Origin of the sequence: Granulicella paludicola (genome assembly GCF_025685545.1) — a bacterium.
GTDB classification, from domain to species: domain Bacteria; phylum Acidobacteriota; class Terriglobia; order Terriglobales; family Acidobacteriaceae; genus Granulicella; species Granulicella paludicola.
The window spans coordinates 340,613-366,369 of sequence record NZ_JAGSYC010000023.1; the positions used below are offsets into that span (position 1 = coordinate 340,613).

Consider the following 25,757-nt stretch of genomic DNA (forward strand, 5'->3'; position numbering starts at 1 on the left):
CAAGTTCCCCATTGGAATAACGGGGGCCAAACTGTTCATTTTCTTGAGTTAATCCGCAACCTTCACCTTGCGAAGGCGTCTTAAAGATCAAGGCTGATACATGTTCCTCCCAAGTTTGAGCGATTTTCGCCCGACTCGCCCCAATCCTTGCCCCATCCGCTTGCGCCCGGACGACTTCGGCGTTACGATACCCCGATTGCTTTCATGAAGACTACGACCCAACTCGCCTCTCATCTCCTTCGCTCGCGCATCGGAAAAATCTGCGTCGCCATCACGGGAAACACCCCTGACGAACTCCTTGATCGCGCCTCTGAAGTCCTAAAAGAGACTTCTTTCCTCGAGTTCCGCCTCGACTACCTCTCCAAGCCGCTCACTGCGCTGCCTCAGATCAAGGCCTTCCTCGAAGGCAATACCGCCGCGACCGTAATCGCCACCTGTCGCTGCAAGGACAATGGTGGTAACTTTGCAGGTTCCGCTACGGCCGCACTCGATATCCTGCTAAAGGCCGCCGAGGCCGGCTGCCAGCTTGTCGACATCGAGCTCGAAGCCATCGAGAAGCTCCCGAAGAATACCGTCGACAAGATTCGGGAGGCAGGGGCCGCTGTCATCGTCTCCCATCACGACTTCCAGGCCACCAAAGACCTCGACGCCATCTACAAGCGCGCCGAAGCTTTCGCGCCAGAGTTCGTCAAGGTTGTTCCCACCGCGCGGTCGCTCTCGGACAACCTGACTCTCATGCGGTTCCTCGAGAAGATGGAAGACCAGCCCGGTTCGTCCGTCGTTGGGATTTGCATGGGCGACGCAGGCATTATCTCCCGCGTCCTTGGTCTCCGCGCAGGCTCTGCCTTCACCTTCGCCGCCGCCACGGCGGGCGAAGAGACCGCCCCCGGCCAGATTACTGCACGTACCTTGCTCGAAACATACCGTGTCGATCAGGTTGATGCCGCGACCAAGGTTTACGGCGTCGCCGGTAACCCCATCCGCAGCTCGCTTTCGCCGCTGATGATGAACACGGCCTTCCGCCGCGAAACCGTCAACGCCGTCTATCTTGCTCTGCAGACCAGCAAAGCCGACGACCTCTTTAAACTTATGCGAGAGATCCCCATTCAGGGCCTCAGCGTAACGATGCCTCTGAAGCAGGATGTAATCCCCTTCCTCGAGCGTACCGATCCCCTTTCAACGAAGATCGGCGCCGTAAACACCATCCTCCGCGCGCAAGATGGCAAGTTCTACGGCTTCAACACCGACGTCCCTGGCATCATCAATCCATTGGAGCGACGTCTCAGTCTCAAGGACGCCAAGGTGCTCGTCCTCGGCGCTGGCGGTGCTGCCCGCGCTGCCGTCTTTGCCTGTCGAGACAAGGGTGCAGAAGTCCATATTCTCAACCGCACGCCCGAGACCGCCCAGAAGCTTGCTAAACAGTCCGGAGCGAAGGTCATCAAGCGCGAAGCCGTCGCCAAGACCGGCTTCGATGTCATCATCAACGCCACCCCCGTCGGCATGGCTGGCAATAAGTCTCCGCTTCCTCTCGGCCCCGAAGATCTGGTCGCTCGTTATGTCTTCGATCTCGTATACAACCCGATCGAGACACCCCTGCTCCGCATGGCTCGCCAGAAGGGTATCCACGTGATCTCCGGCGTGGAGATGTTCGTACAACAGGGAGCACGCCAGTTCGAGATCTGGACCGGGAAACCCGCACCTTCCGAAGAAATGCTGAAGGTTGTTCTTCACAATCTGCGCCAGGGTGCCGATCCTGCGGAAGCAAACGTTTCTCCGTCGCTGAAGACCTTTTCGCAACCCGCAGCTGCGGTAGAACCCGAAACTGAACCAGATGTCGCACCAGAGCCAGCGGCGAAGAAAGCCGCACCCGCGAAACCATCTGCGGTGAAAACGGTAGCTAAGGCTGAGCCAGTCAAGCTGGATCCAGTAAAGGCAGCCGCAATCAAGACCGAGCCTAAAGCTGCAGCCGTGAAGGCGGTTCCCGCCAAAGTCGCGGTCAAGGTTCCTGCCAAGTCCGCGTCAAAAGCTCCCACGAAACCAGTTCCAAAGGCACCAACAAAGTCAGCAGCGAAACCAGTAACGAAACCCGCCGCAAAGAAGGCCCTACTTCCGACCAAGGCGGCAAAAAAAGCCGTGAAAGCTGCCGCGAAGCCAAAGCCAAAAGCGAAGCGCTAGTTTCCTAGACACCACAAAGGCCTCGTCATCGACGAGGCCTTTGCCACTGCGCAGAGTTCTACACTCCTGCGGCGATCCAACTTCGAAGAGCTTCCATACTTACCTCTCGGCCAAGGAAACCCTGCACCAGGTCCTTCGCAGGCTTCGACCCACCCGGCTCCAGCACCGCGCGACGATACCGCATCGCCACGGGTCCATCGATCAGGTTCTTCTTATCGAACTCCTCAAAGAACTCCAGCGCCATCACCTTATCGTAGAGATAAGTGTAGTAGTTCGACGTGTACCCGACGAGATGCGTGAACGCCGCATACATGCGGTTGCCATCCACAAATTCATACCGCGAGAACCGATCGTACCCTTCGCGCAACAGCGTATCCAGATCCAACTCGCTCGCCACGCGGTCATGCGTCTCCAGCGAATACGTCGCGTACATCACCTGCGTCAGCGTACTCAGCGCGCGACCATGCGCACTCGCCTTCGTCATCTTCGCAACGACATCGTATGGAATAGGCTCGCCCGTCTGATAGTGCTTCGCAAAGGTCCGCAGTAGGTCGGCGTCTTCAAAGAACTCCTCCAGCATCTGGCTAGGCACTTCGACGAAGTCGCCTTCCGTCGCAACGCCGCTCTGAGCCGACCACCGCTGCCGCCCACCCAGCACCTCATGCATCAGGTGCCCGAACTCGTGGAAATACGTCACCACATCCGAGTACTGCATCAACCCTGCATCGTCGCCCTTCGGCTGCGGAAAATTGCACACCAGCGAAGCCTCCGGCAGTTGCTGCCCGATGACGCCACCCACCAGTGAGCACTCTGAGAACCACTTGCTCTTGCCCTCACGCGGGTGCATGTCGAGATAAATCTTTCCCACAATTTCTGCATCGTGAGCATTCACCACATCAAAGGCCTTCACACCGTCGCCCCACACCGTCGCGCCCTCATTCAGCACGAACTTCACCTGGAACAGCCGTCCCGCAATCGCGAGCACGCCCGCCTCCACCTGCTCATACGGAAAATACGGCCGCACGCTCTGTGAGTCGAAATCATACCGCGCCCGCCGGAACTGCTCTTCCCAGAATCGAGCATCGCTCAAGGTCAGCGGCAGCGCCGCCGCATCGCGCTCGCCGACAAACTTTGTCAGCTCTGCAAACTCAGCCTTCGCTACCTCGCGAGCCGCAACCTCCACCTCGTTCAGGAACCCGCGCATCTTCTCCGCAGACCCCATCATCTGGTCTACCGTCGCCAGATCAGCCCAGCTACGGAAGCCCAGCAACGACGCCATCTCCTCGCGCCCCTTCAGCAGGTCCAGCAGCACCTGCTTGTTCGCCGGATAGCCGCGGTCGTTATAAGCCAGATACATCTTCCGCCGCAGTCCACGGCTGGCCGCATAGCTCATCACCGGCGACATCTCCGGCGGATCGGTCGTCACCACCACCGGCTCCTTTGCCACCAGCTTCCCTTCAACCTCAGTCACACCATGCCGAACGAGGTAGTCCTCTGGCAACCCTCGCAATTCTTCCGCATCGCCGACCTCGATCTTCCGCACGTCATCCTGCACTGTGCGGCTGAAGTTCATGCTCAGCTCGGTCATTGACTCTGCCAGCGAGCGAATCTTGTCCCGCGTCGCCTCGTCCTTGTCCACACCACTCAGCCGATATCCCAGCAGCGCTCGCTCGATGTAGTACTTCGTCGCATCGTCTTCGCCAGACGGGTCAATCGCAGCCAATGCCTGATACACCTCGCGGTTCAGGCTCAACGAGGTCGACTCTGCACTGATGCTCGCAGAGCACTCCTGCGCTGCATCTCGCACCTCCGCCAGCGGATGCACCATGAACATCACGCCGCTCTGGCTTCCCGCCATCCGCAGATGCCAGCAGGCTCGGTCATAGGGCACCAGAGTGTTGTCTACCGTACGCTCGCCTTTGACCGCCAGCAGCTCCGCAATCTTCGCCCGCGACTCCGCCAGGTGCGCCTCTACCCACGCCGTAGCCTGCTCGCCCCCACTCAACTCACTCCAGATGTGCAACCTATCCAATGCCGTCTCCCTTGCGTTTGCCCACTTAGCCAAAGGCAAACATTCTCTCTACCAGCCTACAACTCACGGCGAGGTCCGTCTTTTCCTCACATGAACACCGTTGCAACTGCGCTACCCCCAGCCCATTTCCCGATGCGACCCCCTACAATAACTCGTGTATGCGTTATCTCATTGCGATCCTCGCTCTCGCCGGCCTCATCGACTCCGCCCTCGCGCTCCGCATCCATTACCAGGACCCTGCGGCCGCCCCCCCGTGCGCTGTCACCGAAAAGTTCGATTGCGGCGCAGTGAACCACTCGCGCTTCTCCGTCTTCCCGCCCACCAGCTTTGATGAAGCCCCCGGTTCGCGAAAGGTCCACATCCCGGTTGCCGCGCTCGGCATCGTCGGTTATGGACTCATCATGGTCACCGCATTCTTCAAGCGCTTCTGGCTCACCCTGCACTTTGCTGAGATTGGCTTCGCTTTCGCAGCCTTCCTTACTTACATGGAGGCCTACATCCTGGAAAAGTGGTGCATCTACTGCGTCTACTCAATGGGCATCATCACGGCGATTCTGCTCTGCACGATCGTCGCGGTCATCCTCCAGAAGAGCACGCCTACCTCCACCTACCTTGGTAGCCCTGAGTAAGCCATGGCCGAAACCTCCAGCAAGTGGACCAAGCTCATCTCCGGCGCCATCAAGTTTCTGCCTGAAGGGCAGTGGGTAGGTATCGTCATCGAGCTGCTCTCCCATCTAACCTCAGCCATGGGCGCAACAAGCGGCGATAGCAAAGAAGCCCTCAAGCATATCGAGTCCCTGCATACCGACCTTACGCAGATCTCTGCCGCCCACTCCGGCCTCGCGCAGCAGCTCACCTCACAGTCTGAAGCGTTCGCTCTCCATAGCTCCGGCGTGAACGCGAAGCTCGACGCCCTAAACACCGAGTTCAGTCAGACAAGACTCGCCACCGCCTCCGTCGAACACCGCATATCCGCGATCGAAGCAGCCCAGCGACGCAGCGGTCTCGTGCTCCGGGTGCTCTGTGCTCTCGTCGCAGTGGCCATCATTCTTCTCGTCGTCCTTCTGCTCCGCCAGCACTAGCCTATGCCTCCTCTGCGACAACGCATCCCCGGCGCTCGACGCCTCGGCACCAGCCGCCTCGCGGAGCGCCTCCGAGCACGCCGCGAAGCCATCGCCGAGCGCCCTCGCATTGTCACCGCCAGCCTCCTCGCCGCCGTGCTACTCCTTGGCGGCCTCTCCATCCCTTTTCTCCATGCGCACATGCAATCCGTCGCGGTGCTTGACCTCATCGCCGATAAGGCCGTCCCCGCGCCGCTGCGCCCCGTCGTCTCCGACCACGTCGCCATCTCCGAGCTGCAACTGCCACTACCCAGCGGCACCGTCCGCGCCCGGATGTATACCCCAGTCGGCCACGCGGACGCCCCCGCGATCATCGTCTTCCACGGTGTCCACTACAAGGGTATGGACGAGCCGCGCATGATCGCCTTCGCGTCCTCGCTCGCCGCCTGCGGCATCCGCGTCCTCACCCCGGAGCTGCCCGGCATCAAGGACTACCACGTCGACGCCAACTCCATCGCCACCATCGGCGACTCCGCCCAGTGGCTTGCCCAGCGCTCGCACCACTCGTCGGTAGGCGTCCTTGGTCTCAGCTTCTCCGGCGGGCTTTCGCTTCTGGCTGCGGCTGATCCCCGCTGGCACTCTTACATCAAGTTCGTCGTCACCATCGGCTCGCAGAACTCCATGGCCCGCGTCGCCGACTACTACCGCACCGGCCACGATGCCCGCCCCAACGGCACCATCGAGTACCTGCCGCCGCATGAGTACGGCGCGCTCGTCCTCGAGTACCAGCACCTCGACGACTTCGTCCCCAACACCGCCGATCAACCCGCCATCCGCGAAGTGCTGCGCGCCCACCTGTACGAGGATGCTCCCGCCGAGCGCGCTGCTTTGGCCAAGCTGACGCCCGAGCAAAAGACCCTCGCGCAAGACTTGATGGCCACCACCAGCAACAGCACCCACGCCCTCATGCTGGCCTCCGAGCGCCAGCACCTCGACTACGCCGCCACGGTCAGTCCCACCGGCCACATCGGACACCTCGACACCCCCGTCTACCTCCTCCACGGCGAAGCCGACAACATCATCCCCGCCGCCGAAACCCTCTGGATGGCAAACGAACTCCCCCACCACAGTTTGAAGGCCGAGCTGATCTCACCGGTGCTCTCGCACCTCGACCTCGACGGCACTGGTCCCACCGCCTGGGACGAACTCCGTTTAGTCCACTTCTTCGCGCTTGTTCTGCACGCCGCCGAATCGAAATGATTCACACCAGCTAAGCTCCGTCATTCTGAGCGAAGCGTCGCAGACGCGCAGCCGAAGAACCCCGACGAGCTCTAACTGACCCACACCTTCCCTCCCTTTCTAACCGGCCGACCCGCGCCACTATACTGTCTACAATGCTCATCACCCTCGCCGACATCCGCGCCGCCCACGCCCGCATCGCTCCCGCCGCTGTCCGTACGCCGCTCATCGAGCTCGACCTCGATCGTCTGAAGCCCTTCGGAATCAAGCAGCCTGCTGCGCGCATCTTCCTCAAGGACGAGTCCGCGCAGCCCATCGGCAGCTTCAAGCTCCGCGGAGCCTACAACAAGATCGCGCAGCTCACCCCGGAGCAGCTGCAGCGCGGCGTCATCACCTACAGCTCCGGCAACCACGCGCAGGGCGTCGCTTACTCGGCCCGCGCCCTCGGCTCCAAGGCCGTCATCGTGATGCCGTCGAACGCCCCGCAGGTGAAGCGCGAGGCAACCGAGGCGCTCGGCGCTGAGATCGTCCTCGTCGGCAACGCCAGCAGCGACCGCAAACTGAAGGCCGAAGAGCTAGAAGCTGCCCACGGCTACACCATGGTCCCGCCCTACGACGACCCCGCCATCATCGCCGGACAGGCCACCTGCGGCATAGAAATCCTGCAGCAATGCCAGCAGGTCGACCTCGTTCTCTCGCCCGTCTCCGGCGGCGGCCTGCTCTCCGGCGTCTCCATCGGCATCAAGCTCGCTGCCGAAGATGCGCACATCGCCGCGCCCAAGGTCTACGGCTGCGAACCCGAAGTCGCCGCCGACGCCAAGCAGTCCTTCGACACCAAAACCCTCACCGAATGGTCCGCCGCCGAAACCACCCGCACGCTCTGCGACGGTCTCCGCACCCAGTCCCTCGGCGCGCTCAACTTCGAACACATCCTCGCCTTCACCGACGGCATCGTCACCGTCACCGAAGCCGAAATCCGTCTCACCACCCGCATCATCCTCGACGCCACCAACATCGTCGCCGAACCCAGCGGAGCCATCACCCTCGCCGCTGCCCTCTTCCACGCCGACGAGCTTCCCCCCGCAAAGACCATCGTCGCCATCGTCTCCGGCGGCAACATCGACCCCAATCTCCGCGCCGAACTTGAAGCCGAGCTTCTCACCACGAACCTGTAGGAAGTTGTCAGTTGTCCGTTCTCAGTTGTAATTTCCCAATAAGGCATAGCCGGAAAGCTTCTCCCGACCAACTGAGAACGGACAACTGAGAACCATGCGAACCTGCTCCACCCTCATTACTCTCCTGCTTATTCCTACACTTCTGCACGCCCAGAAGAAACGCAACCCCAACGCCTCCGGCTACGACAACGCCGCCCGCGCCACAGTTCTCCACACCGCCAACGTCTACGTCACCGCCGATAGCTCCTCCCCGCCCATCACCACCGTCGCTCCCGGCCACGAGGTCGTTTTGCAGCAGCACAACGGCGACTGGGTCAACGTCTTCGCCAACACTGACAGCAAGGAAGAAGCCGAAAACAAGCCCGAGTTCGAGGACCCGCACGATAACCCCGACCCCTCCTCCGGCTGGATTCGCGACAAGGGCATCGTCTCCCCCACGACCCCGCACGGCGACACCATCCTCTTCGGAGCCGCCGCCGAGCTCGAAGCCCAGGCCAGTGAACCTCACCCTCCCGCCGGAGCCGCTGCCGCCGCGCATCGCCTCTACCAGCGCCTCTTCGACTACTTCCCCGAATCCCCGCTCGCGCCCGAAGCTCTCTTCCGAGCCGCCGACATCCGCTGGCAGCTCGACAAGTTCGACATCTCCACCCTGCCTTCAGCCCACGAGCAGGAAGCCTTCCTTCGCCCCGGCCTCTACGACGGCGAACTAAAAAAAGTGATGAAGTTCTTCCCGAACAGTGACTACGCCGCCCGCGCCGCCTATGACCTGCTGGATGCCAGGCTCTGCGGCGACTGGCAGGGCCTGCCCAAGTGCCCCGATCAGGAATCGAACCTCTACCTGAAGTACGCGAGCCAGTACCCCGGCGGCCCGCGCACGGCCGAAGCTCTCTACAACGCGGCCTATCGCCAGGGAGTCCTCGTCACCATGTACAAGCTAGACGACGACCCCAAGCGCTCCGCAGCCGCCGCAAAGAACTGCCAGTCCATCGCCGACCAGCTCCTGCACGACTACCCCAAATCCGACTATGCCCCCCGCGCCACCAGCATCGCCTTCCGCGTGGCACAGGGCATCCCCATCTACGGCAGCGACCGCGACTAGCCGACTACAAGCCTAGTTCTCGCTCGGCTTCTCCACGTGGTCCAACACCAGCACTTCCACCGGCACTTTCATCGACTCTAGCTTCAACCCAAGCTGCTCCTGAATCGCCTTGTAAAGGTCCGGTGGCGCATCGGCCTCCTCCGTTGGAGTGATGTGCGCCCCGAACACCGCGAACTGCGTCTCATCCGGCGTCCAGTTCAGCTTTCCGTCGAAATGCCCGGGCAGGCTCGTGCGGTCGATCACCGGCCGATCCAGCACCGTCTGCATCCAGTGCGAAAAATCGTCCATCGTGATGTTGCGGATCGTCAGGCGCCCAAGCTTCGTGAAGTAGAACGAGCTGTTGTCCGTCGGATCGACCGTGCTCTTGGTCATCTTCGGGCTCGGTCCACCCTTGGCGACCGTCAGGACATACGCCGACATCTCCCGCTTCTCCACGTGGAACTTCAGCCCGAACCGCGACACCAGCAGCTTCTTCATCATGGTGCGTTCCTGCGTGTCGGTAGGTGCGCCCGGTGTATCGGACTTTCCTTCAATGTCGAACTTCTCGGTACCCAGCCAGTCGGGTCCATTGGCAATCTGCCGGGTATGCACGTTGTACGCAAACATCAGCAGGTCATTGAGCGTGGTGCCGCGGGTTCCAAAGTGTCCCGGAGGCCCACCGAAGCCCTTGCCCTGAAAGTCAGGCGGCGTCAGCTTGATCGTGGCGACCTCAAAGCTCGGATCAGCGTCCTTCGCCATCGGCTTCATCTTTGGCGGGGGCTCAGGAATCTCCCACGCGCTCTCCGGAGTAGCTCGCACCAGGATCAGCGGCAGCGGTTTGTCACCCTGCTTCCATTCACCCGGAATCGTATTATTGTCCGGCGAGATCTTGCCGTCATACGTGCCACCGATGTCGTCGACATCGAGCTTCAACTCGCCATCGACAAAAGTCGTCGTCTTCACAGGGATGGCCTGCCCACCCTGATCGATGCTGTAGAACGAGGTCTTCAGCGATCCATCGGGTGCCTTTGAGATCTTCAGCACAAGACGCAGGTCCTTGCCCACATGCAGCGTTCCCTGCCAGGTATCGTCGATGCCAGACTTGGCAGGCGCCTGTGCAAATATCTGAGGACAATTCCAAGCGCCAAAGTAGATCGGTGATCCAAGAAGGGCTACCGCAGCCACGCCACGGAACAGCTTGTGCGTCATATTCACGTAAGGTCACCTGCCTGCAAAGGATGGATACTGCCTGCTTAGACGTTCCCGCTGAAGCAGCGGTATGCAGACGACCTCCATCATAGTGCCGACTAATGAATCTACGTCACAGAAATTAGCGATGATGATCGACTTAGAGCTTCAGCACCTTCGCCGCATTTCCACCTCGCAGCGCGTCCATCTCCGCCTCACTCAGTTCAAGCGATGCCAGAAACTCCTTGCCGCGGGTGTTCGGGCTGAAGGGATAATCCACCGAGTACATCATCCGCTCCAGGCCAACCACCTCGCGGCAGCACTCAAACGGAGGTCGCGTAAAGTAGCCGCTCGTGGTGATGTGTACCTGCTCCAGCAGCGTCTCGGTCACACTCCGCTTCAGATGCGGACTCACCGCAGTCAGGCCCCGATTGGAACGCGCCAGCGCGTAGGGAATGAACTCGCCCATGTGGCCCACGATCAATTGTAGCGTTGGCAGACGGTCGAAAACGCCGCTCACAATCATCCGCAACACATGCAGGCCCGTCTCCGCATGCCAGCCCCAACCGGCGATTGACAGCAGGTGCCCCGCCTCCGCCGGCAGGCCCGAGAAGTAAGCAGTCTCCACCACCTTCGGCGGCGGAGCAGGGTGCAAATACACCGGCACATGCAGCGCCACCGCCGCCTCCAGCACAGGCAGAAACTCAGGCGCATCCAAAAACTTGACCTCGCCGTTCAGAGAGGTGGTTCCATCGACGAACACTCCCTTGCAGCCGAGCTTGGTGACGCAGCGCTCCAACTCTTTGGCCGCCTCAGCCGGTTGCTTCAGGGCCACCGTCGCAAACGACGCCAGCCGGTCAGGGTTCGCCTTCACTGCGGCGGCAGCTTCATCGTTCACTCCACGGAAGACCGCCGTCTGCTCCGCGGGAGCAAGTTCGTCCCCACCCATCGCAGCAAGGCTCAGCACTTGCAGATCGATCCCACCCTCGTCCATCGCCGCAATACGTCCCGCCCCGAGATCCAGCAGCTTCTCGCGCATGCCCATCATGGCGCTGGATCCATCCTGTCCATAGCTGCCTGCAGCCTTCAGGAAATCCTGCGTTACAAAATGCTCTTCTAAAGTGATCGTCTTCGTCATGCAGCTTCTGATGCCAAAAGAGAACCGCGGGATTCGCGTCCCGCCGATCCGCGCTCAGCACTCCGTTACCCTTCCGCAATCAGTCTTTTGCGATAAGCCGACAAATATCTGTGATGAACCAAAACAGTGACTCTCTGTGGACACTCGGCCACAGCCTTTGCAATTCACAATGCTTCGCTCATGCTTCGCTTTAGAATCACTCTATGTCTCTGTTGAAAGTTCTCGTCCTGGCGATCGTCCAAGGCCTCGCCGAACTGCTCCCTGTCTCCAGCTCCGCACACGTTGTCGTAGCAGAAAAGCTGATGCACCTCGACCCGTCCTCGCCTGCGATGACGCTGGTCCTCGTCATGCTCCACACCGGCACCATGTTTGCCGTCATCGTCTACTTCTGGAACCAGTGGAAGCGCGCCTACTTCTACTCCGAAGACGCCTTCAAGCGCTTCGCCATCCGCGCGATCTGGGCCACAGCACTCACCGGCATCATCGGCTACCCGCTACAGAAGCTGGTCGCGCACCTCGCCTTCCCCGGAGCTCCGAAGGCTGAGATCGAAGACCTCTTCGGCCGCCTCGACATCGTCGGTGCTGCCCTCTTCGCTGTCGGCCTGCTGATCCTGTGGGCCGGGCTCAAAGGCCGCGATGCCGAAGCGCACGCCACCAACGCCTACGAGCGCAGCATCTCGCGCTCCGGCGACAACGTCACCTTCTCCCAGGCTGGATGGATGGGCGCGGTGCAGGGCCTCTGCCTTCCCTTCCGCGGCTTCTCGCGCTCCGGCGCAACGATCTCAACCGGCCTGCTCACCGGCGCTAACCGCGAGCGCGCCGAACGCTTCAGCTTCGCCCTCGCCGTGATCCTGACGCCGCCGGTCGTCGCCCGCGAGGTCCTGCGCCTGCTTCATGCCAAGCACGAAGCCGCAGCCGCTGGTCTTCCGCTCGACCTGCACGCGAGCGTCGTCGCAGCCGTCTTCGGCATGGTCTTCAGCTTCCTCGCAGGCCTGGCCGCGCTGCGCTGGCTTTCAAGCTGGCTCGAAAGCGGCAAGTGGCACCTCTTCGGCATCTACTGCCTGTGCGCGAGCGGCGGCGTGTTCTACCTGCATCACCTCGGATACTAAATTCGGCGACGGAGGAGATATGGAAGCTATCGTAGGTAAGGTCTTTTTCTGTCTCATCGTCGCTGGGTTAGTGTTAATGATCTATGGCTCTCAGAAATCTAGGTCTCCGATCAAGAGACGTAAATTTCTCTCACTTGGCATGGCGATCGGAGGGTTGGCATTTCTATTCTTCGGAGCTACAGACTTCTACTTGATTCGTACTTCACCTCGGCTGAGCACGATAGGAACGATAGCCAACCTTCATCAGTCGAATGGAAAGTATCAGAGTTCCAATTTCTATGTGAGCCCGCCCGAAGGTCCCGCGACACAGGTTCATTCCCACTACAGCGGGACGCAAATCTATGACGGGGAAAGGGTGCAAGTTCGCACGGTCGAGTACGACCACTCCCTATTGAAGCTCGCGGTTCTTAGTGGAACGAGCGCCGGTTGGCAAATTGAAGAAAATGACGGTACCGCATCATCATGCGTACTCGTCGCGATGGGCCTTCTGTTCGGCGTTGGTTCGTGGTGGGAATCGCACGAAGCGCCGCCCTCCAACACGAAGTCAACTCTGTTGCAGCCATGAGCTACACATCAGCTTTCGTGTACCGGTAAGCCCACCACATCAACGGCAACTGCAACGGCAGCCGAAACCATAGCAGCCACACCGGCACGCTCGGCACCAGCTCAGGATGCTGCGCCATCCAGAGGTTCGCAGGCATCACCGCCACCAGCAGGGCCACCAGCCCCCACGCCGCCGACCGTCGCGTCTGCGGAACGAGCACGCCAAGCCCCCCGGCGATCTCAGCCGCACCACTGATGAGCACCAGCGCGCGAGGGTCCGGCAGATACGCAGGCATGATGTGCACGTAGTTCTTCGTTGCGACAAAGTGCACCGTACCTGCACCGATATACAGCAGCCCCATCACCAGACGTCCAACGCGCATACGCCACTGTAGCCCACGCGATTTGATCGGGCGCAAGTTCACCGCCCCGTCACCACTCTGGTTCCCCCGCCAAACACACGTTTTCACCGCTTGTTCGCGTGGAACAATGAAACTGCTCTGGTTGTTCCCGGTTTGTACGTCGTTCGTCGCACGTCCTCGCACGCCCGCTTTCGGGTCTGAAAGGCGAAGCATGAAACCTGCAACCGCGCGCACCCATTTATGAAGCCAAATCGTCTTTCCATCGCCCCGACCCGCAACCGCAGACTTAACGAGATGCTCGGCATCGTCGTGCTGGTCGCCGCTGGCGCGCTTCTCCTCTCGCTGCTCACCTACACGCCAACCGATCCATCGCTGAACTCCGCTGCAACGTCGGCTGTCGCTCACAATTGGATCGGCAGCTTCGGCGCCTATCTCTCCGACATCCTGCTGCAATCGCTCGGTATCGCTGTCCTGTTCCTGCCTGTAGTGCTCGCAAGCATCGGCGTCTCCTGGGTGCGATCGCGTCCTGTCGGCTCCACGATGTCCCGCGTTTGCGGCCTCGTTCTGTGGCTGGTCTTCGCTCCTGCAACCATCGCGCTGCTTCCTTTCAGCTTGCGTTACAAGCATGCAATTCCGATCTCCGGCGTCGAAGGTCGTCTACTCTCGGACGCACTGATTCACAGTCTTAATCTGCCCGGAACAGCGATCCTCTGCTGCCTCATGGTGCTGCTCTCGCTCTATCTCGCTACAAGCTTCACGCTGTCTACGGCCAGCGAATGGTTCGGTTCGCACTTCGGGTTCCTCAGCAGCATCGGCAACGGCATTGCCGCCCGCCGCCAACGACACAAAGAAGCCAACGCTGACGGCAGGTTCGACACCTTTGAACCGACTCCCTCAGTTGCCACCACAGCCGCAGAACCAGCTGCCGCGCCAGCGAGCACTTCCCTGCTCAGCAGCTTCTTCCGCTGGTTCAGCCGTCGCAAGCAGACCGACGAAGAAGCTCTCGAAGCCGAAGCAGCCGCATCTACAGCGCCGCCGTCGATGTGGGAGTCCATTCCCCGCACGCACGTTGACACCGTTGGAGCGACAAGCCTTCACGTCGCTTCTGCAGCCGCTGCGCCGTATGCAGCAGAGCTTGCGACTGCAGCGATGCCTTTGAGCGCCAGCACCAATCGCCCGCTTCCCTTCAACGAGACTGAAGAAGAAGCTGACGACTGGCTCAACTCGCCTGAGCGCGCTGCACCAGCGCCCATCCTGTCCAAGCCTCAGCAGCAGCCAGCGCAGCCGTTCCAACCACTGAAGCCGCAGCTGGTGCAACGTCCCGCCGCTCCCGCCCTGCCGCCGATGCCCTCGCCAACCGCCGACATCCGCGAGCAGAACATCGCCTTCGGCAAGCGAGCGGACGCAGACATGCGCTCCGTCGCGATCACGCCGAAGTCCATCCGCGGTTACAAGTTGCCACCCAGCGATCTGCTCTTCCATTCGGAAGAACACGCGCAGGTGCGCGAGGACGAGCTTCGTGCCGAAGCCAAGGTCCTGGTCGAGAAGTGCGGCGAATTCGGCGTTGACGGCAATGTCGAACAGATCAATCCAGGTCCCGTTGTCACCACCTTCGAGTTCCGCCCCGACGCCGGTGTGAAGTATGCGCGCGTCACCGGCCTGGCCGACGATCTCTGCCTCGCCATGGCAGCTGAGTCCATCCTGATCGAGCGCATGCCCGGCAAGTCCACCGTTGGCATTCAGGTACCGAACCGCGATCGCGAGACGATCTGGTTACGTGATGTAGTCGAGTGCGAAAGCTTCGCACAGAGCAAGTCGCGCCTGGCAATTGCTCTCGGCAAAGACATCAGCGGTCGCATCGTCACAGCCGATCTAGCCTCGATGCCGCACGTGCTCATCGCTGGCTCTACAGGTTCAGGTAAGTCGGTAGCAATCAACGCGATGATCATGAGCGTGTTGTTCAAATCCACACCCGAGCAGGTGCGCATGATCCTCGTCGATCCCAAGCGGGTCGAGCTTGGCATGTACGAAGGCATTCCCCATCTCTTCACGCCGATCATCACCGAGGCCAAACTGGCTGCGAACGCCCTGCGCAACGCCGTGCGCGAGATGGAGCGCCGCCTGAAGCTTCTCGCGGCGAACCATGTTCGCAACATCGACCAGTTCAACAAGCTCTTCGACAACGGCAGCGAGTACCTCTTCGAGGACGTAAACCAGGAACCGCTGCCCTACATCATGATCGTCATCGACGAGCTTGCCGATCTGATGATGCTGGACCGTGCAAACGTGGAAGAGGCCATCACACGCCTCGCGCAGATGGCTCGCGCCGTCGGTATTCACCTCGTACTCGCGACGCAGCGTCCCTCTGTAGATGTCATCACGGGTCTCATCAAAGCGAACGTGCCAACGCGCATGAGCTTCCGTCTCGCCACCAAGGTCGATTCACGCACCATCATCGACTCCAATGGTGCCGAGAGCCTGCTGGGTCGCGGCGACATGCTCTTCCTGCCGCCCGGTACCTCGCGGTTGCAGCGCGTACACGCTCCGTTCGTCACGGAGAAAGAGATTGCAGCGGTGACTGCCTTCTGGCGTGCACAGGGCGAAGCCGAGTACGTCGAAGGCTTCCTCGAAGGTCCGAAGGATGAGAAGGGCAACGCCGAGGGCGGCAGCGCGAACGATGGCGACGACAACGACGCTCTCTTTGACGACGCAGTCCGATTGGTCTTTGAGTTCGGCAAGGCTTCAACTTCCCTGCTGCAACGTCGTCTGCGCATCGGCTACGGTCGCGCCGCTCACCTCATTGACATGATGGAGCGCGACGGTCTTGTCGGTCCGGCAGATGGATCAAAGCCCCGCGAGATCCTGAAAGCTCCCACCTACTATGCCGAGGTCGATTCCGCTCTTCGCTAAGCGCGGGACCAGCTTCGCATGATCGTGTTTCTGGAAGAAGTCCAGCACACTGAACTCAAAGGTCACCGGCACCACGGTGGAAGCGCCACCATGGCTTGCGCCGGGTATGATCCACAGCCAGCAATGCTTTTCGCAGCGCGCCAGTAACTCCTGCGCGTGGTGCATGGGAATGTCCCGATCTTCCGTGCCTGCAATCAGCAGGGTCGGTACGCGGGAGTTTTCGACCGCTTTACCCGGAGCCGCATCCGGAAGATAGACCTTATAGCGAATCCGAGCGTACACGATCGCAACCTCTACAGCCGGTCGTCCGAGCGTCTTCCAGAACAATGTCCCCAGGTGCGTCTCATTCCCGAGACGCTCGTAGCTGATCTCGCGAAAGTTCGCATAGGGAGACTCCACGGCCACGGCGCACAACTGCGGCGTCACAGAGGTGGCCTGCAGGCCGATCGCAGCTCCCATGGACTCACCCAGCAGATAGGTGCAGCCGGGATCGCGTTTGCGTGCGAAGCCAACCCAGCGGCGAACATCTTCGCGCTCCAGAATGCCGTAGGTCGCGATGCGGCCGCCGGATTCGCCATGCTCTCGCGAGTCAGGGAGCAATACAGAGTATCCCTGCTTCAAGAAGATGTCGCCAAAGCCGGAGGGATCGACACGGTTGCCGGTGATGCCATGCAGCAGCAGCACGGCCTCGCCACGCGGCTTCGGGGGCCGAACGTACCATGCCTTCAGCACTGCGCCGTCCGCAGCCTTCACCGAAACATCTTCGACGCTGGCGTGAAACTGATGCCACACGCGGGTCCTGAACACCATTCCGTCCTCGACATGGCGTTTGGGGAGATGCAGAAAGAACTCTGCCAGCACGATACCCATCGCAAGCGTCGCCACGACGTAGATCCCCGCAAGGACGTAGCCTATGCGGAGACCGAGCGAACGAAATGAGGTGCGGAGTGCCATCCTGCTACTCCCAAAGGTTTGTGACTAGAGAGTTTGGATGCGTAACCAGCGCACAACGGCTGCCCGCAGGGTCTCGTATTTCGGCTCCTCGCGGGGATAGCGGGCGATGGTGCCGTGCGCTTTGCCCGTGTACCAGTTCAAGGCCTGCCCCTTTGAGAGCACATCGGCATTGACCTTGGGCTCACCGCCAATGGCGACGCTTCCACCCACGGCGGCCGCCTTCGCAGCAGCCTCGGACTCCAGCGAGATGAAGGCCTTCACCTTGCCATCCGGCGAAAACTGCTCGAAGTTGTACCGGGTCTGTGAGCGCCCTACCGGCTCATAGTATTCCCGCACGATCCAGCGCTTGCCGCGCACGGTGATGCTGTCGATCACGTCGCTTTCTCGTGCAGAGATGCCCGGCGCACCGCGCTCCCGTGCCGCACGCAGCACAGCGCGCTCACGATCAAACTCATCCCAGCGGCCCAGCGCGGCTTCGATCAACACCAGATTTTTATGGACGATCCAAAGTTCGGGCTGCGCGGCGGTAATGCTCCGGTACTCCTGCTCCGCTGCTTCGTACTCATGCAGGCCGAGCAACGCATCCGCCAGACCCAGCTCGCCGGGAACGCTGCCGGCGTGGGTCTTCAGGTACCCCTGATAGATTGTTTTCGCCTTCGCGAAGTCTCCGCTGGCGAGTGCCTGCTTGCCCTCGGATGGACCACCCTGCGGGACGCTCTGTGCGTTTACCGCAGCTGTCACCAGCAGTAGCGCTATGCCTGTCTTGAATCCGAAACCAGCCATCACTCTCCCATCGTATCGCGCGGTTCCCTACAATAGAGGGTATGAGCGAAGAGCCAATGTACGACGTACTCGTTGTCGGCGCAGGACCTACCGGGCTGGCCTGTGCCATCGCTGCGCAGAATGCCGGGCTGAAGACCGTGCTAGTCGACAAGGGCTGCCTCACGAACTCCCTCTTCCACTATCCGGCGAACATGACGTTCTTCACCACGCCGGAGCTGCTGGAGATCGGCAACATGCCGTTTTCTTCGCCAAACCAGAAGCCGACGCGTATGGAGGCACTCGAGTACTACCGAAAGGTCTCCGAGCACTACCGTATGGACGTACGCCAGTACGAAAACGTCGACAGCGTGACGGGCAGCGATGGCAACTTCAGCGTGCACGTCACCGATCGCTTCGGCCGGAGGAAGACGCACACCACGCGCAAGTTGATCGTTTCCACTGGCTACTACGATCTGCCGAACTACCTCGGTATTACCGGCGAAGAGCTTTCCAAGGTGAAGCATTACTACGACGAGCCGCACCCTTACTTCGGGCAGGACGTGCTGGTGATCGGCGGCAAGAACTCCGCCGCCATCGCTGCATTGGAGATGTACCGCCACGGTGCACGCGTAACGATGGTGCATCGCGGCGCGGAGTTGCATCGCCACATCAAGTACTGGATCAAGCCGGATATCGAGAATCGCATCAAGAACGGCGAAATCGTTGCGCACTTCAACACCACTGTCAGCCAGATAACCGAGGACGGCGTGACGCTGCTGACGCCCGGGGGACCGCTGACGATCCCGAACCAATTTGTCTTCGCGCTCACGGGCTATCATCCAGACTTCGGCTTTCTTGAGTCGCTCGGCGTCCGCCTGGATATGGAGAACGCGCGTTGCCCCGTGTGCGATCCGGCCACGCTGGAATCGAACGTCCCGGGGCTTTATCTGGCTGGCGTAATTGTTGCGGGCGAACGCACCAATGAAGTCTTCATCGAGAACGGTCGCTTCCACGGCGCGGTCATTGCTGCTGATCTCGCGAACAAGCTTCGCAATGCCTCGGTGGAGGCCCCGGAGGCCCCGCAACACACCTACGCCGCAGAATGATGAAGATAGAATCACGTTGCGGCGGAGTTGGATTCCAGATATAACAGGGCCACGACAGCCAATGTCGTCACCGTCATAAACGCATAGTCTGGAAAGTGAGCGCCCATGATCCTCGGCATGAGCACCGCCGCCTTTACCCTTCTGCACGTCGTTATCAGCCTTATCGGGATCCTGACCGGCTTCATCGTGCTTTTCAGTCTTTTGAAAGATCGCCTGCCCAGCCTTTGGAACACGCTGTTCCTCGTCACCACAATCCTCACCAGTGTCACCGGCTTCTTTTACCCAATCACTAAGGTCACTCCAGGCATCATCCTCGGCGTGCTCTCGCTGCTGATTTTGGCAGTCGCGCTCATCGCGCTCTATGCAAAGAAGCTCGAAGGTGGATGGAAGCGGACTTACGCGGTGTCTGCGATGGTTGCGCAGTTCTTCAATACGCTGGTGCTGATTGTGCAGAGCTTCCAGAAGATTCCGTTCCTGCACGCGCTCCCGGCGATCGCGGTGCCTGTGTGTCAGATATTGCTGCTGGTCTTCTTCATCTACTTCACCTACAAAGCGGCGAAGACCTTCCGCAACGTCTGAGAGCGCCATGTATTCGTAGATGTAAGCCTTAGAGGTTTTAGGCGGCGATCTTATGTCGCGCTTACAGCGCTTTTAGGACTCAAATGCATCTTTACCTAGGCCTTCGGCCTAGGCTGATATAGGACGGGCCTTTAGCCCTAAAGCACCACATCCTAAGGCAAAGACCACGTCTCAGAAAGTGCTGCTTCAGCTAAGCACACGCCGAGCGAAGCCCTTCATTCCGACCCAGGTTAGCAGCGCGAGGAAGAAGACCAGCATTGCAAGAATCTGCCATTCTGCCATATGCTCCGAAGGCGTCAACGCAGCGCGAAGGCCCTCGCTCATATATACGATTGGATTTACAAGCACAGCAATCTGAAGCCAATGTATGTGCGGATCTTTGCCCAGCGCGGCCCACGGATAATACACGCAGCCGAGGAAGGTGATCGGCACCACGACCACGCCGAAGATCAACCCGATCTGCTTCGGCTGAACGCTTGTGCCGATCGTCAGCCCGAGAGCGCCTGCTACGAGGCTAGCCAGAATCACCACCGCGATCAGGAACAACCAGCTGTCGATTCGCACGTGCACCGGCGTCGACGGAATGTAGTACGCCAGCGGAAAGACCAGCGCGGCAGCGACCACGCTCTGGATCGCCGAGAACACGATCTTCTCCGCCGCGACCGCAGCGACTGGCAGAGGACACATGACGCGGTCATCGATCTCGCGCGTGACGCCGAACTCGGTCGCCAGTGGCAGCGCCACCGCAGCGATGCCAGAAAACATAATCGCCACGGCCATCAAGCCCGGGAGTAGCACCGTTCCGAAACCACCGCTGCCCGCAACCCCTGCCATCTGCGATGCTGGCCCCATCGCCCCGGCACCGCCGCTCATGTGTGGCATGACGTAGGTGAAGACGAACAGAAACAGCAATGGGTTCATCGCGACGCGGATCACGAACGGCACAAGCTCGCGACTCAGCACGCGGAAGTCACGCCGCATCAGCCCCAGAAAGGCGCGGGTGTAGATCGCCATCCGCACATCGTTACCCGTTGCCACTACTTCGCTCATTGCCCTGTCCCTAATCTCTGTATCTAAAAAGCTACTCCCGCAGATCGCGGCCCGTCAGCCGGATAAACACCGTCTCCAGGCTCGGCTCCGTCGTTACGACATCGCGCAGGCCGTATTGGCTTGCCGTGGTCACGACGCTCGCCAGGACGCCATCCTGCGCCTTGGCCAGCACGCGCAGACCTCCGCCGATAGGCTCCACCACATTTACGCCGGACAGTTCGCGCAGCCGCGACTGTAGCTGTACTGTATCGCTGTCGCCCATGCGCAGCTCGAAGATCTTGTCGCCTCCAATGCTTGCTTTTAGGACTGCCGGCGTATCTTCCACCAGAATCTTTCCGTGGTCGATGATCGCCAGCCGGTCGCACAGCTCGTCGGCTTCTTCCATGTAGTGTGTGGTCAGAACGACTGTTATGCCCTCGGCACGCAGCGCCTGCACCGCCTCCCACATCGCAATGCGGCTCTGCGGATCAAGCCCCGCGCTGGGCTCGTCCAGGAAGAGCACCTTGGGATGATGCGCGATTGCGCGCGCGATCTGCAATCTTTGTGCCAAGCCACCGCTCAGCGCCTGCGGATACATTGCGGCCCTGTCGCTCAGGCGAAACTGCTCCAGTAACTGCGCGGTCCGCACCTTGGCCTGGGTGGCGTTCATACCGAAAAATAAGCAGTGGAAGTAGATATTTTCAGTCACCGTGCAGGAGCGATCCAACGTGTTGTATTGCGGCACAACACCAATGGAACGCCGCGCTACTGCCGGATGTGCAACGACGTCGATGCCATCAATTCGTACGGAACCTGCTGTTGGGATCGCTCGCGTGGTCGCGATTGAGATAGTGGTCGTCTTCCCCGCGCCATTCGGACCGAGCAAGCCGTAGATCAATCCCGGCGCGACGTTGAGGTCAATGCCGTCGACTGCTGTGACAGGAGTCTTTCCGTTGTAGACCTTGCGCAGTCCACTGATGTTGACGATAGCCTGGTTCAATGCATCTTCCTTAGCACCTGATTATAGGACGCGGCCAGAGTCGCCGTCCCACCGGACATCTCACTTCAGGTGACACTGGAAGTATCATCAACGTGGGAGCAGCACATGACGAACATCCTTCAGAACGACCTCATCGAGAGCATCCGCGCGGCGCTGCAGTACATCAGCTTCTATCATCCCGTCGACTACATTGAAAACCTCGCGCGCGCCTACGACCTCGAACAAGGCCCCGCCGCAAAGGATGCGATCAAGCAGATCCTCGTCAACTCGCGCATGTGCGCGGAAGGCCATCGTCCCATCTGCCAGGATACCGGCATCGTGACTATTTTTATCAAGCTCGGACTCGACTGCCGCATCGTCGCCGCTGATGGCAACACTGCAACTCTGAGCCTGCAGGAGATCTGCGACGAAGGCGTGCGCCAGGCATGGCTCGACCCCGATAATAAGCTGCGCGGAAGCATCCTTGCCGACCCCGCGTTCAGCCGCAAGAACACCAAGGACAACACTCCTTGTGTCGTCGAGGTCGCACTCGTCCCCGGCAACAAAGTCGATATCAATGTCGCAGCCAAGGGCGGCGGCAGCGAGGCAAAGTCAAAGTTTGTCATGCTCAACCCGTCCGACTCCATCGTCGACTGGGTGCTGAAGACGATTCCCACCATGGGCGCCGGCTGGTGTCCTCCAGGAATGCTTGGCATCGGCATCGGTGGCACCGCAGAAAAGGCGATGCTGCTCGCCAAGCAGTCGCTGATGGACCCGATCGACATGCAGGAGTTGAAAGCACGGGGTCCGCAGACTAACATCGAGAAGCTGCGTGTCGAAATTTATGACAAGGTCAATGCTCTCGGCATCGGCGCTCAGGGACTGGGCGGTCTCACCACCGTGCTCGACGTCAAGATTTATGACTTCCCGACGCATGCCGCGAACCTTCCCGTCGCGATGATCCCCAATTGCGCGGCAACGCGCCATGCGCATTTCGTCATGGATGGCAGTGGCCCCGTCTACCTCGATCCGCCGAACCTTGAAAGCTGGCCAAAGCTCACCTACGATCCTCTGCACGGGGATCAACCTGCCAAGCGTATAAGTCTTGATGCTCTTACCCATGAAGAGGTAAGCACCTGGAAGCCCGGCGACGTCTTGCTGCTCAACGGCAAGTTGCTCACCGGTCGCGACGCCGCGCACAAACGCATGACCGACATGCTGAGCCGCGGCGAAAAGTTGCCCGTCGACTTCACGAACCGCCTCATCTACTACGTCGGCCCCGTCGATGCGGTACGCGATGAAGCCGTTGGGCCCGCAGGACCCACCACCGCTACACGCATGGATAAATTCACGCGGCAAATGCTGGAACAGACAGGCCTTCTCGGCATGGTCGGCAAGGCTGAGCGTGGTGAGCTTGCAATCGACGCCATCCGCGATAACAAAGCCGTTTATCTCATCGCTATCGGGGGCGCGGCTTACCTTGTCTCGAAGGCCATCAAGCACTCAACACTGCTCGCGTTTGAAGACCTCGGCATGGAGGCCATCTACGAGTTCGACGTCGTAGATATGCCTGTTACCGTGGCCGTCGATACACTCGGAACCAGCGTCCACATCACCGGCCCCGCTGAGTGGAAACAGCGCATCGCCAGCAGCATGGAAGTCGCTGGCGTACCCATTCTGGGGCAATAGAAGCTCAGGGAAACCGCGATCGGGTTGCCTCAAAACAACCTTTATCTTTGCCGTCTGACGGACACCCTTACCACCGCATGAACGCATCCATCTAGCTGATACGCCAACTACGGCGTCATGCTGCACGCGTGTGTGTGCGGCAGACAAGCAAGAGGAGATACGTTCATGTACGGAAAGATCGAAGTTCGCAAGAGTGTTCGCGCAGCATTGGCCCTGGGTCTGCTTGGCGGCGTCGCAACAACCGCATTTGCACAGGAACCTAACCCCACCACTATCGCTCCAGGAGCGCGTTCCGCGCAGGTTGTCGCAGAGGGCAAGGACGGCACCTTCATCTATCACGTGAAGGTAGTCGATCGCGAACTCGACGCGGTCAATTACTTTCATCGCAGCGGTTCAACACACGTAAACTTCGAAGGCACCAACCTGCTCCCTGGTGGCAAGGGCGAGGCTAAGGTTGAGAGCGAACGTGGTGGCATTCACATCTCGGCCAACTTTAAAGGGCTCACACCTGCGAATGGCTTCGGTCCCGAGTATCTGACCTACGTCCTCTGGGCTATCTCCGCTGACGGTCGCCCTCAGAATCTCGGTGAAGTGCTTCCCGCAGGTACAAAAAACAACATCGAGGTTACGACCTCCTTCCAATCCTTCGGCATGATCGTGACAGCTGAGCCGTACTACGCCGTATCGCAGCCGAGCGACGTGATCGTGCTGCAGAATATGTTTTCCGACAAGACGCAGGGCGTGCTCGAGCATGTGAGCATTCATTACAGCTTGTTGCCCAAGGGTCTGTACGCGAACACCGAAGGATCGAAGACGATCATGGATCCGATCACTCGCAACGAACACTCGCCGCTTGAGCTGTACGAGGCGCACAATGCCGCGCGTATCGCGATTGCAGCCGGTGCCGATAAGTATGCTGCGGATATCATGGCGGAGGTTCGCACGGACCTGAAGAACGCTGACGATATGGACAGCAACAAGCACCGCGACGAGAAGATGGAGATCACGTACGCTCGTCAGGCTGTACAACGTTCAGAGGATGCTCGCCTGACCTCGCTGCGTAAGCAGGCCGATGAACGTCAGCGCCTGGCTCAGGAAGCCAAGAACCAGGCTCAAGCCGATGCAGCGGCTTCGGCGGCACAGGCTGCTGCATCACAGCAGCAGGCACAGCAGGCGGCTCTCGCACAGGCTCAGGCTGAGGCGGCTAAGGCTAAGGCTGATGCCGAAGCGGCAGAGGCTCGTGCCCAGGCTGCTGAGGCTGCAAAGCAGGCTAAGGCCAGCGAAGACAGCGCTCAGGCTACTCGCGAGAAACTGCGCGCACAGCTTAACTCAGTCCTCGCTACGACAGAAAACGCTCGTGGCCTCATCGTAAACATGAGCGACGTACTCTTCGATACCGGCAAGTACAGCATCAAGCCCGCAACACAGGTTTCGCTCGCAAAGGTTGCGACTATCCTGCAGCTCTACCCGGGCCTGAAGGTGCAGGTCGAAGGCTATACCGACTCTGTTGGTGGTGATGATTACAACCAGAAGCTCAGCGAGAATCGCGCCAACGCAGTCGCTGACTTCCTCACGCAGAATGGTGTACCCACAGGCAACGTCACCGCCCATGGTTATGGCAAGACGCACCCTGTTGCAGACAATGGCACTGCCGCTGGCCGCCAGCAGAATCGCCGCGTAAATCTCGTGGTCTCTGGCGATGCAATCGGAGTGCAGCAGAGCAATCCGGACGCGCAGCAGTAAGCGCATCCACATTGTAAAAAGGCCGCGGCGAAACTGCCGCGGCCTTTTTACGTCTATCACAACCTTGCGACCAACCCTGCGACCTTTCCGCCGCTATGGCATCATCTCTCTATGGCACTGTCACTCAAAAACAAGATCGTCTTCGTCACTGGCGCGACCGCAGGCATCGGCACGGCAACTGCTCTGGAGTTCGCAAAACTCGGCGCAAAGATCATGATCTGTGGTCGCCGATCGGATAAACTCTCCGCCGTCGAACCGCAGCTTCGCGAGGCTGGTGCCGCCGACGTGCATACCTTCGCACTCGATGTGCAGAGCCGCGAGGGCGTCGCCAACGCGATCGCAGGATTGCCCCATGAGTGGAAGGCTGTCGAGATCCTTGTCAACAATGCCGGCCTGAGTCGAGGCCTCACCAAAATGTATGAGGACGACATTCAAAATTGGGAAGAGATGATCGATACCAATGTGAAGGGTCTGCTTTATGTCACGCGAGCGATCGTTCCCGGGATGGTGGAGCGCGGAAGCGGTCACGTCATTAACCTCGGGTCGATAGCGGGACACGCCGCTTACCCTAATGGTGGCGTCTACTGCGCCACCAAGGCTGCAGAGCGCTTCATCAGCGACGGTCTGCGCATCGACCTCAATGGAACGCCTGTACGCGTCACTACGGTCGATCCCGGCATGGTCGAAACCGAGTTTTCATTGGTGCGCTTCCGCGGCGACAGCGAGCGGGCTGCGAAAACGTACGCGAACATCGATCCACTCACAGCAGAAGACATAGCAGAGACGATCGTCTGGGCCGCTACGCGCCCAGCTCACGTCACGATTCAAAGTGTGTTGATTACTCCCACTGCGCAGGCAAGCGCCTACGTCGTCACTCGCAAGAGCTAGTGCGGGCGGCTACAAAAG

General features: G+C 60.1%; 22 protein-coding genes. 14 read left to right on the forward strand and 8 right to left on the reverse strand.

Annotated elements, in window-relative coordinates; all coding sequences use genetic code 11:
• The first annotated feature begins 204 nt into the window (after positions 1-204).
• Positions 205-2,175, forward strand: coding sequence for a shikimate dehydrogenase (gene aroE, locus OHL14_RS08720; protein WP_263378955.1), 1,971 nt, complete (start codon positions 205-207; stop codon positions 2,173-2,175).
• Positions 2,176-2,233: 58 nt separating this feature from the next.
• Here the strand turns inward: aroE and OHL14_RS08725 are convergent, their stop codons facing one another.
• Entirely contained in the window at positions 2,234-4,207 is a 1,974-nt protein-coding gene (locus OHL14_RS08725) for a M3 family metallopeptidase (protein ID WP_263378956.1), read from the reverse strand.
• A 158-nt stretch (positions 4,208-4,365) separates the two neighbouring features.
• Between OHL14_RS08725 and OHL14_RS08730 the strand changes: the two genes are divergently transcribed.
• The 5 genes from OHL14_RS08730 to OHL14_RS08750 all read left to right on the forward strand — a co-directional run bounded on the left by OHL14_RS08730 (position 4,366) and on the right by OHL14_RS08750 (position 8,781).
• Complete coding sequence (locus tag OHL14_RS08730) at positions 4,366-4,836, forward strand: vitamin K epoxide reductase family protein (RefSeq protein ID WP_263378957.1); 471 nt, start codon at positions 4,366-4,368, stop codon at positions 4,834-4,836.
• Positions 4,837-4,839: 3 nt separating this feature from the next.
• Complete coding sequence (locus OHL14_RS08735; RefSeq protein ID WP_263378958.1) at positions 4,840-5,289, forward strand: hypothetical protein; 450 nt, start codon at positions 4,840-4,842, stop codon at positions 5,287-5,289.
• A gap of 3 nt (positions 5,290-5,292) precedes the next feature.
• Positions 5,293-6,528 (forward strand): alpha/beta hydrolase family protein, encoded by a 1,236-nt coding sequence (locus OHL14_RS08740; RefSeq protein WP_263378959.1) that lies wholly within the window; start codon positions 5,293-5,295, stop codon positions 6,526-6,528.
• Between the two features lie 134 nt (positions 6,529-6,662).
• The gene (locus OHL14_RS08745) at positions 6,663-7,682 is read left to right on the forward strand and encodes a threonine ammonia-lyase (protein WP_263378960.1); all 1,020 of its coding nucleotides are present in this window, start codon (positions 6,663-6,665) and stop codon (positions 7,680-7,682) included.
• Positions 7,683-7,776: 94 nt separating this feature from the next.
• Positions 7,777-8,781: an outer membrane protein assembly factor BamD gene (locus OHL14_RS08750; RefSeq protein WP_263378961.1), complete on the forward strand. Its 1,005-nt coding sequence runs from the start codon at positions 7,777-7,779 to the stop codon at positions 8,779-8,781.
• Positions 8,782-8,793: 12 nt separating this feature from the next.
• Here the strand turns inward: OHL14_RS08750 and OHL14_RS08755 are convergent, their stop codons facing one another.
• Positions 8,794-9,969, reverse strand: a complete 1,176-nt coding sequence (locus tag OHL14_RS08755) for a TIGR03435 family protein (protein WP_263379075.1) — start codon at positions 9,967-9,969, stop codon at positions 8,794-8,796.
• A gap of 139 nt (positions 9,970-10,108) precedes the next feature.
• Positions 10,109-11,086: an amidohydrolase family protein gene (locus tag OHL14_RS08760; protein WP_263378962.1), complete on the reverse strand. Its 978-nt coding sequence runs from the start codon at positions 11,084-11,086 to the stop codon at positions 10,109-10,111.
• A 203-nt stretch (positions 11,087-11,289) separates the two neighbouring features.
• Between OHL14_RS08760 and OHL14_RS08765 the strand changes: the two genes are divergently transcribed.
• Positions 11,290-12,195: an undecaprenyl-diphosphate phosphatase gene (locus tag OHL14_RS08765; protein WP_263378963.1), complete on the forward strand. Its 906-nt coding sequence runs from the start codon at positions 11,290-11,292 to the stop codon at positions 12,193-12,195.
• Between the two features lie 19 nt (positions 12,196-12,214).
• Entirely contained in the window at positions 12,215-12,760 is a 546-nt protein-coding gene (locus OHL14_RS08770) for a hypothetical protein (protein ID WP_263378964.1), read from the forward strand.
• 1 nt (position 12,761) lies between these two features.
• Here the strand turns inward: OHL14_RS08770 and OHL14_RS08775 are convergent, their stop codons facing one another.
• Positions 12,762-13,121 carry a DoxX family protein gene (locus OHL14_RS08775; protein ID WP_263378965.1) on the reverse strand — a complete coding sequence of 120 codons (360 nt, stop codon included), beginning with the start codon at positions 13,119-13,121 and terminating at the stop codon, positions 12,762-12,764.
• Between the two features lie 219 nt (positions 13,122-13,340).
• On the opposite strand from OHL14_RS08775, the gene OHL14_RS08780 reads away from it, so the two are divergent.
• Entirely contained in the window at positions 13,341-16,010 is a 2,670-nt protein-coding gene (locus tag OHL14_RS08780; protein ID WP_263378966.1) for a DNA translocase FtsK, read from the forward strand.
• Here OHL14_RS08780 and OHL14_RS08785 read toward each other — a convergent pair.
• Positions 15,945-16,964, reverse strand: a complete 1,020-nt coding sequence (locus tag OHL14_RS08785) for an alpha/beta hydrolase (protein ID WP_263378967.1) — start codon at positions 16,962-16,964, stop codon at positions 15,945-15,947. The genes OHL14_RS08780 and OHL14_RS08785 overlap by 66 nt on opposite strands.
• A 24-nt stretch (positions 16,965-16,988) precedes the next feature.
• Positions 16,989-17,747, reverse strand: coding sequence for a tetratricopeptide repeat protein (locus tag OHL14_RS08790; protein ID WP_263378968.1), 759 nt, complete (start codon positions 17,745-17,747; stop codon positions 16,989-16,991).
• 41 nt (positions 17,748-17,788) lie between these two features.
• Between OHL14_RS08790 and OHL14_RS08795 the strand changes: the two genes are divergently transcribed.
• Both OHL14_RS08795 and OHL14_RS08800 read left to right on the forward strand, forming a co-directional pair.
• Positions 17,789-18,832, forward strand: a complete 1,044-nt coding sequence (locus tag OHL14_RS08795) for a YpdA family putative bacillithiol disulfide reductase (RefSeq protein WP_263378969.1) — start codon at positions 17,789-17,791, stop codon at positions 18,830-18,832.
• A 117-nt stretch (positions 18,833-18,949) separates the two neighbouring features.
• Positions 18,950-19,411: a hypothetical protein gene (locus OHL14_RS08800; protein WP_263378970.1), complete on the forward strand. Its 462-nt coding sequence runs from the start codon at positions 18,950-18,952 to the stop codon at positions 19,409-19,411.
• Between the two features lie 186 nt (positions 19,412-19,597).
• Here the strand turns inward: OHL14_RS08800 and OHL14_RS08805 are convergent, their stop codons facing one another.
• Together OHL14_RS08805 and OHL14_RS08810 are read right to left on the reverse strand one after the other, a co-directional pair.
• Positions 19,598-20,461 (reverse strand): ABC transporter permease, encoded by an 864-nt coding sequence (locus OHL14_RS08805; protein ID WP_263378971.1) that lies wholly within the window; start codon positions 20,459-20,461, stop codon positions 19,598-19,600.
• 31 nt (positions 20,462-20,492) lie between these two features.
• On the reverse strand, positions 20,493-21,440 hold the full coding sequence (locus OHL14_RS08810; RefSeq protein WP_263378972.1) for an ABC transporter ATP-binding protein: 948 nt from the start codon (positions 21,438-21,440) through the stop codon (positions 20,493-20,495).
• Positions 21,441-21,545: 105 nt separating this feature from the next.
• Here OHL14_RS08810 and OHL14_RS08815 point away from each other — a divergent pair, with 105 nt between their 5' ends.
• The 3 genes from OHL14_RS08815 (at position 21,546) to OHL14_RS08825 (ending at position 25,739) form a co-directional block, all read left to right on the forward strand.
• Positions 21,546-23,108, forward strand: a complete 1,563-nt coding sequence (locus tag OHL14_RS08815; RefSeq protein WP_263378973.1) for a fumarate hydratase — start codon at positions 21,546-21,548, stop codon at positions 23,106-23,108.
• Between the two features lie 165 nt (positions 23,109-23,273).
• Positions 23,274-24,851 (forward strand): OmpA family protein, encoded by a 1,578-nt coding sequence (locus OHL14_RS20035; protein WP_317890403.1) that lies wholly within the window; start codon positions 23,274-23,276, stop codon positions 24,849-24,851.
• Between the two features lie 111 nt (positions 24,852-24,962).
• Positions 24,963-25,739 (forward strand): SDR family NAD(P)-dependent oxidoreductase, encoded by a 777-nt coding sequence (locus OHL14_RS08825; protein WP_263378974.1) that lies wholly within the window; start codon positions 24,963-24,965, stop codon positions 25,737-25,739.
• Positions 25,740-25,757: the final 18 nt, after the last annotated feature.

Coding starts and splice junctions, on each gene's coding strand:
- OHL14_RS08760 (WP_263378962.1), bottom strand. CDS start 11,086: ATGACGAAGACGATCACTTTAGAAGAGCATTTTGTAACGCAGGATTTC.
- OHL14_RS08775 (WP_263378965.1), bottom strand. CDS start 13,121: ATGCGCGTTGGACGTCTGGTGATGGGGCTGCTGTATATCGGTGCAGGT.
- OHL14_RS08825 (WP_263378974.1), top strand. CDS start 24,963: ATGGCACTGTCACTCAAAAACAAGATCGTCTTCGTCACTGGCGCGACC.
- OHL14_RS08795 (WP_263378969.1), top strand. CDS start 17,789: ATGAGCGAAGAGCCAATGTACGACGTACTCGTTGTCGGCGCAGGACCT.
- OHL14_RS08765 (WP_263378963.1), top strand. CDS start 11,290: ATGTCTCTGTTGAAAGTTCTCGTCCTGGCGATCGTCCAAGGCCTCGCC.
- OHL14_RS08815 (WP_263378973.1), top strand. CDS start 21,546: ATGACGAACATCCTTCAGAACGACCTCATCGAGAGCATCCGCGCGGCG.
- OHL14_RS08790 (WP_263378968.1), bottom strand. CDS start 17,747: ATGGCTGGTTTCGGATTCAAGACAGGCATAGCGCTACTGCTGGTGACA.
- OHL14_RS08785 (WP_263378967.1), bottom strand. CDS start 16,964: ATGGCACTCCGCACCTCATTTCGTTCGCTCGGTCTCCGCATAGGCTAC.
- OHL14_RS08750 (WP_263378961.1), top strand. CDS start 7,777: ATGCGAACCTGCTCCACCCTCATTACTCTCCTGCTTATTCCTACACTT.
- OHL14_RS08730 (WP_263378957.1), top strand. CDS start 4,366: ATGCGTTATCTCATTGCGATCCTCGCTCTCGCCGGCCTCATCGACTCC.
- OHL14_RS08755 (WP_263379075.1), bottom strand. CDS start 9,969: ATGACGCACAAGCTGTTCCGTGGCGTGGCTGCGGTAGCCCTTCTTGGA.
- OHL14_RS08800 (WP_263378970.1), top strand. CDS start 18,950: ATGAGCACCGCCGCCTTTACCCTTCTGCACGTCGTTATCAGCCTTATC.
- aroE (WP_263378955.1), top strand. CDS start 205: ATGAAGACTACGACCCAACTCGCCTCTCATCTCCTTCGCTCGCGCATC.
- OHL14_RS08770 (WP_263378964.1), top strand. CDS start 12,215: ATGGAAGCTATCGTAGGTAAGGTCTTTTTCTGTCTCATCGTCGCTGGG.
- OHL14_RS20035 (WP_317890403.1), top strand. CDS start 23,274: ATGTACGGAAAGATCGAAGTTCGCAAGAGTGTTCGCGCAGCATTGGCC.
- OHL14_RS08745 (WP_263378960.1), top strand. CDS start 6,663: ATGCTCATCACCCTCGCCGACATCCGCGCCGCCCACGCCCGCATCGCT.
- OHL14_RS08805 (WP_263378971.1), bottom strand. CDS start 20,461: ATGAGCGAAGTAGTGGCAACGGGTAACGATGTGCGGATGGCGATCTAC.
- OHL14_RS08780 (WP_263378966.1), top strand. CDS start 13,341: ATGAAGCCAAATCGTCTTTCCATCGCCCCGACCCGCAACCGCAGACTT.
- OHL14_RS08740 (WP_263378959.1), top strand. CDS start 5,293: ATGCCTCCTCTGCGACAACGCATCCCCGGCGCTCGACGCCTCGGCACC.
- OHL14_RS08735 (WP_263378958.1), top strand. CDS start 4,840: ATGGCCGAAACCTCCAGCAAGTGGACCAAGCTCATCTCCGGCGCCATC.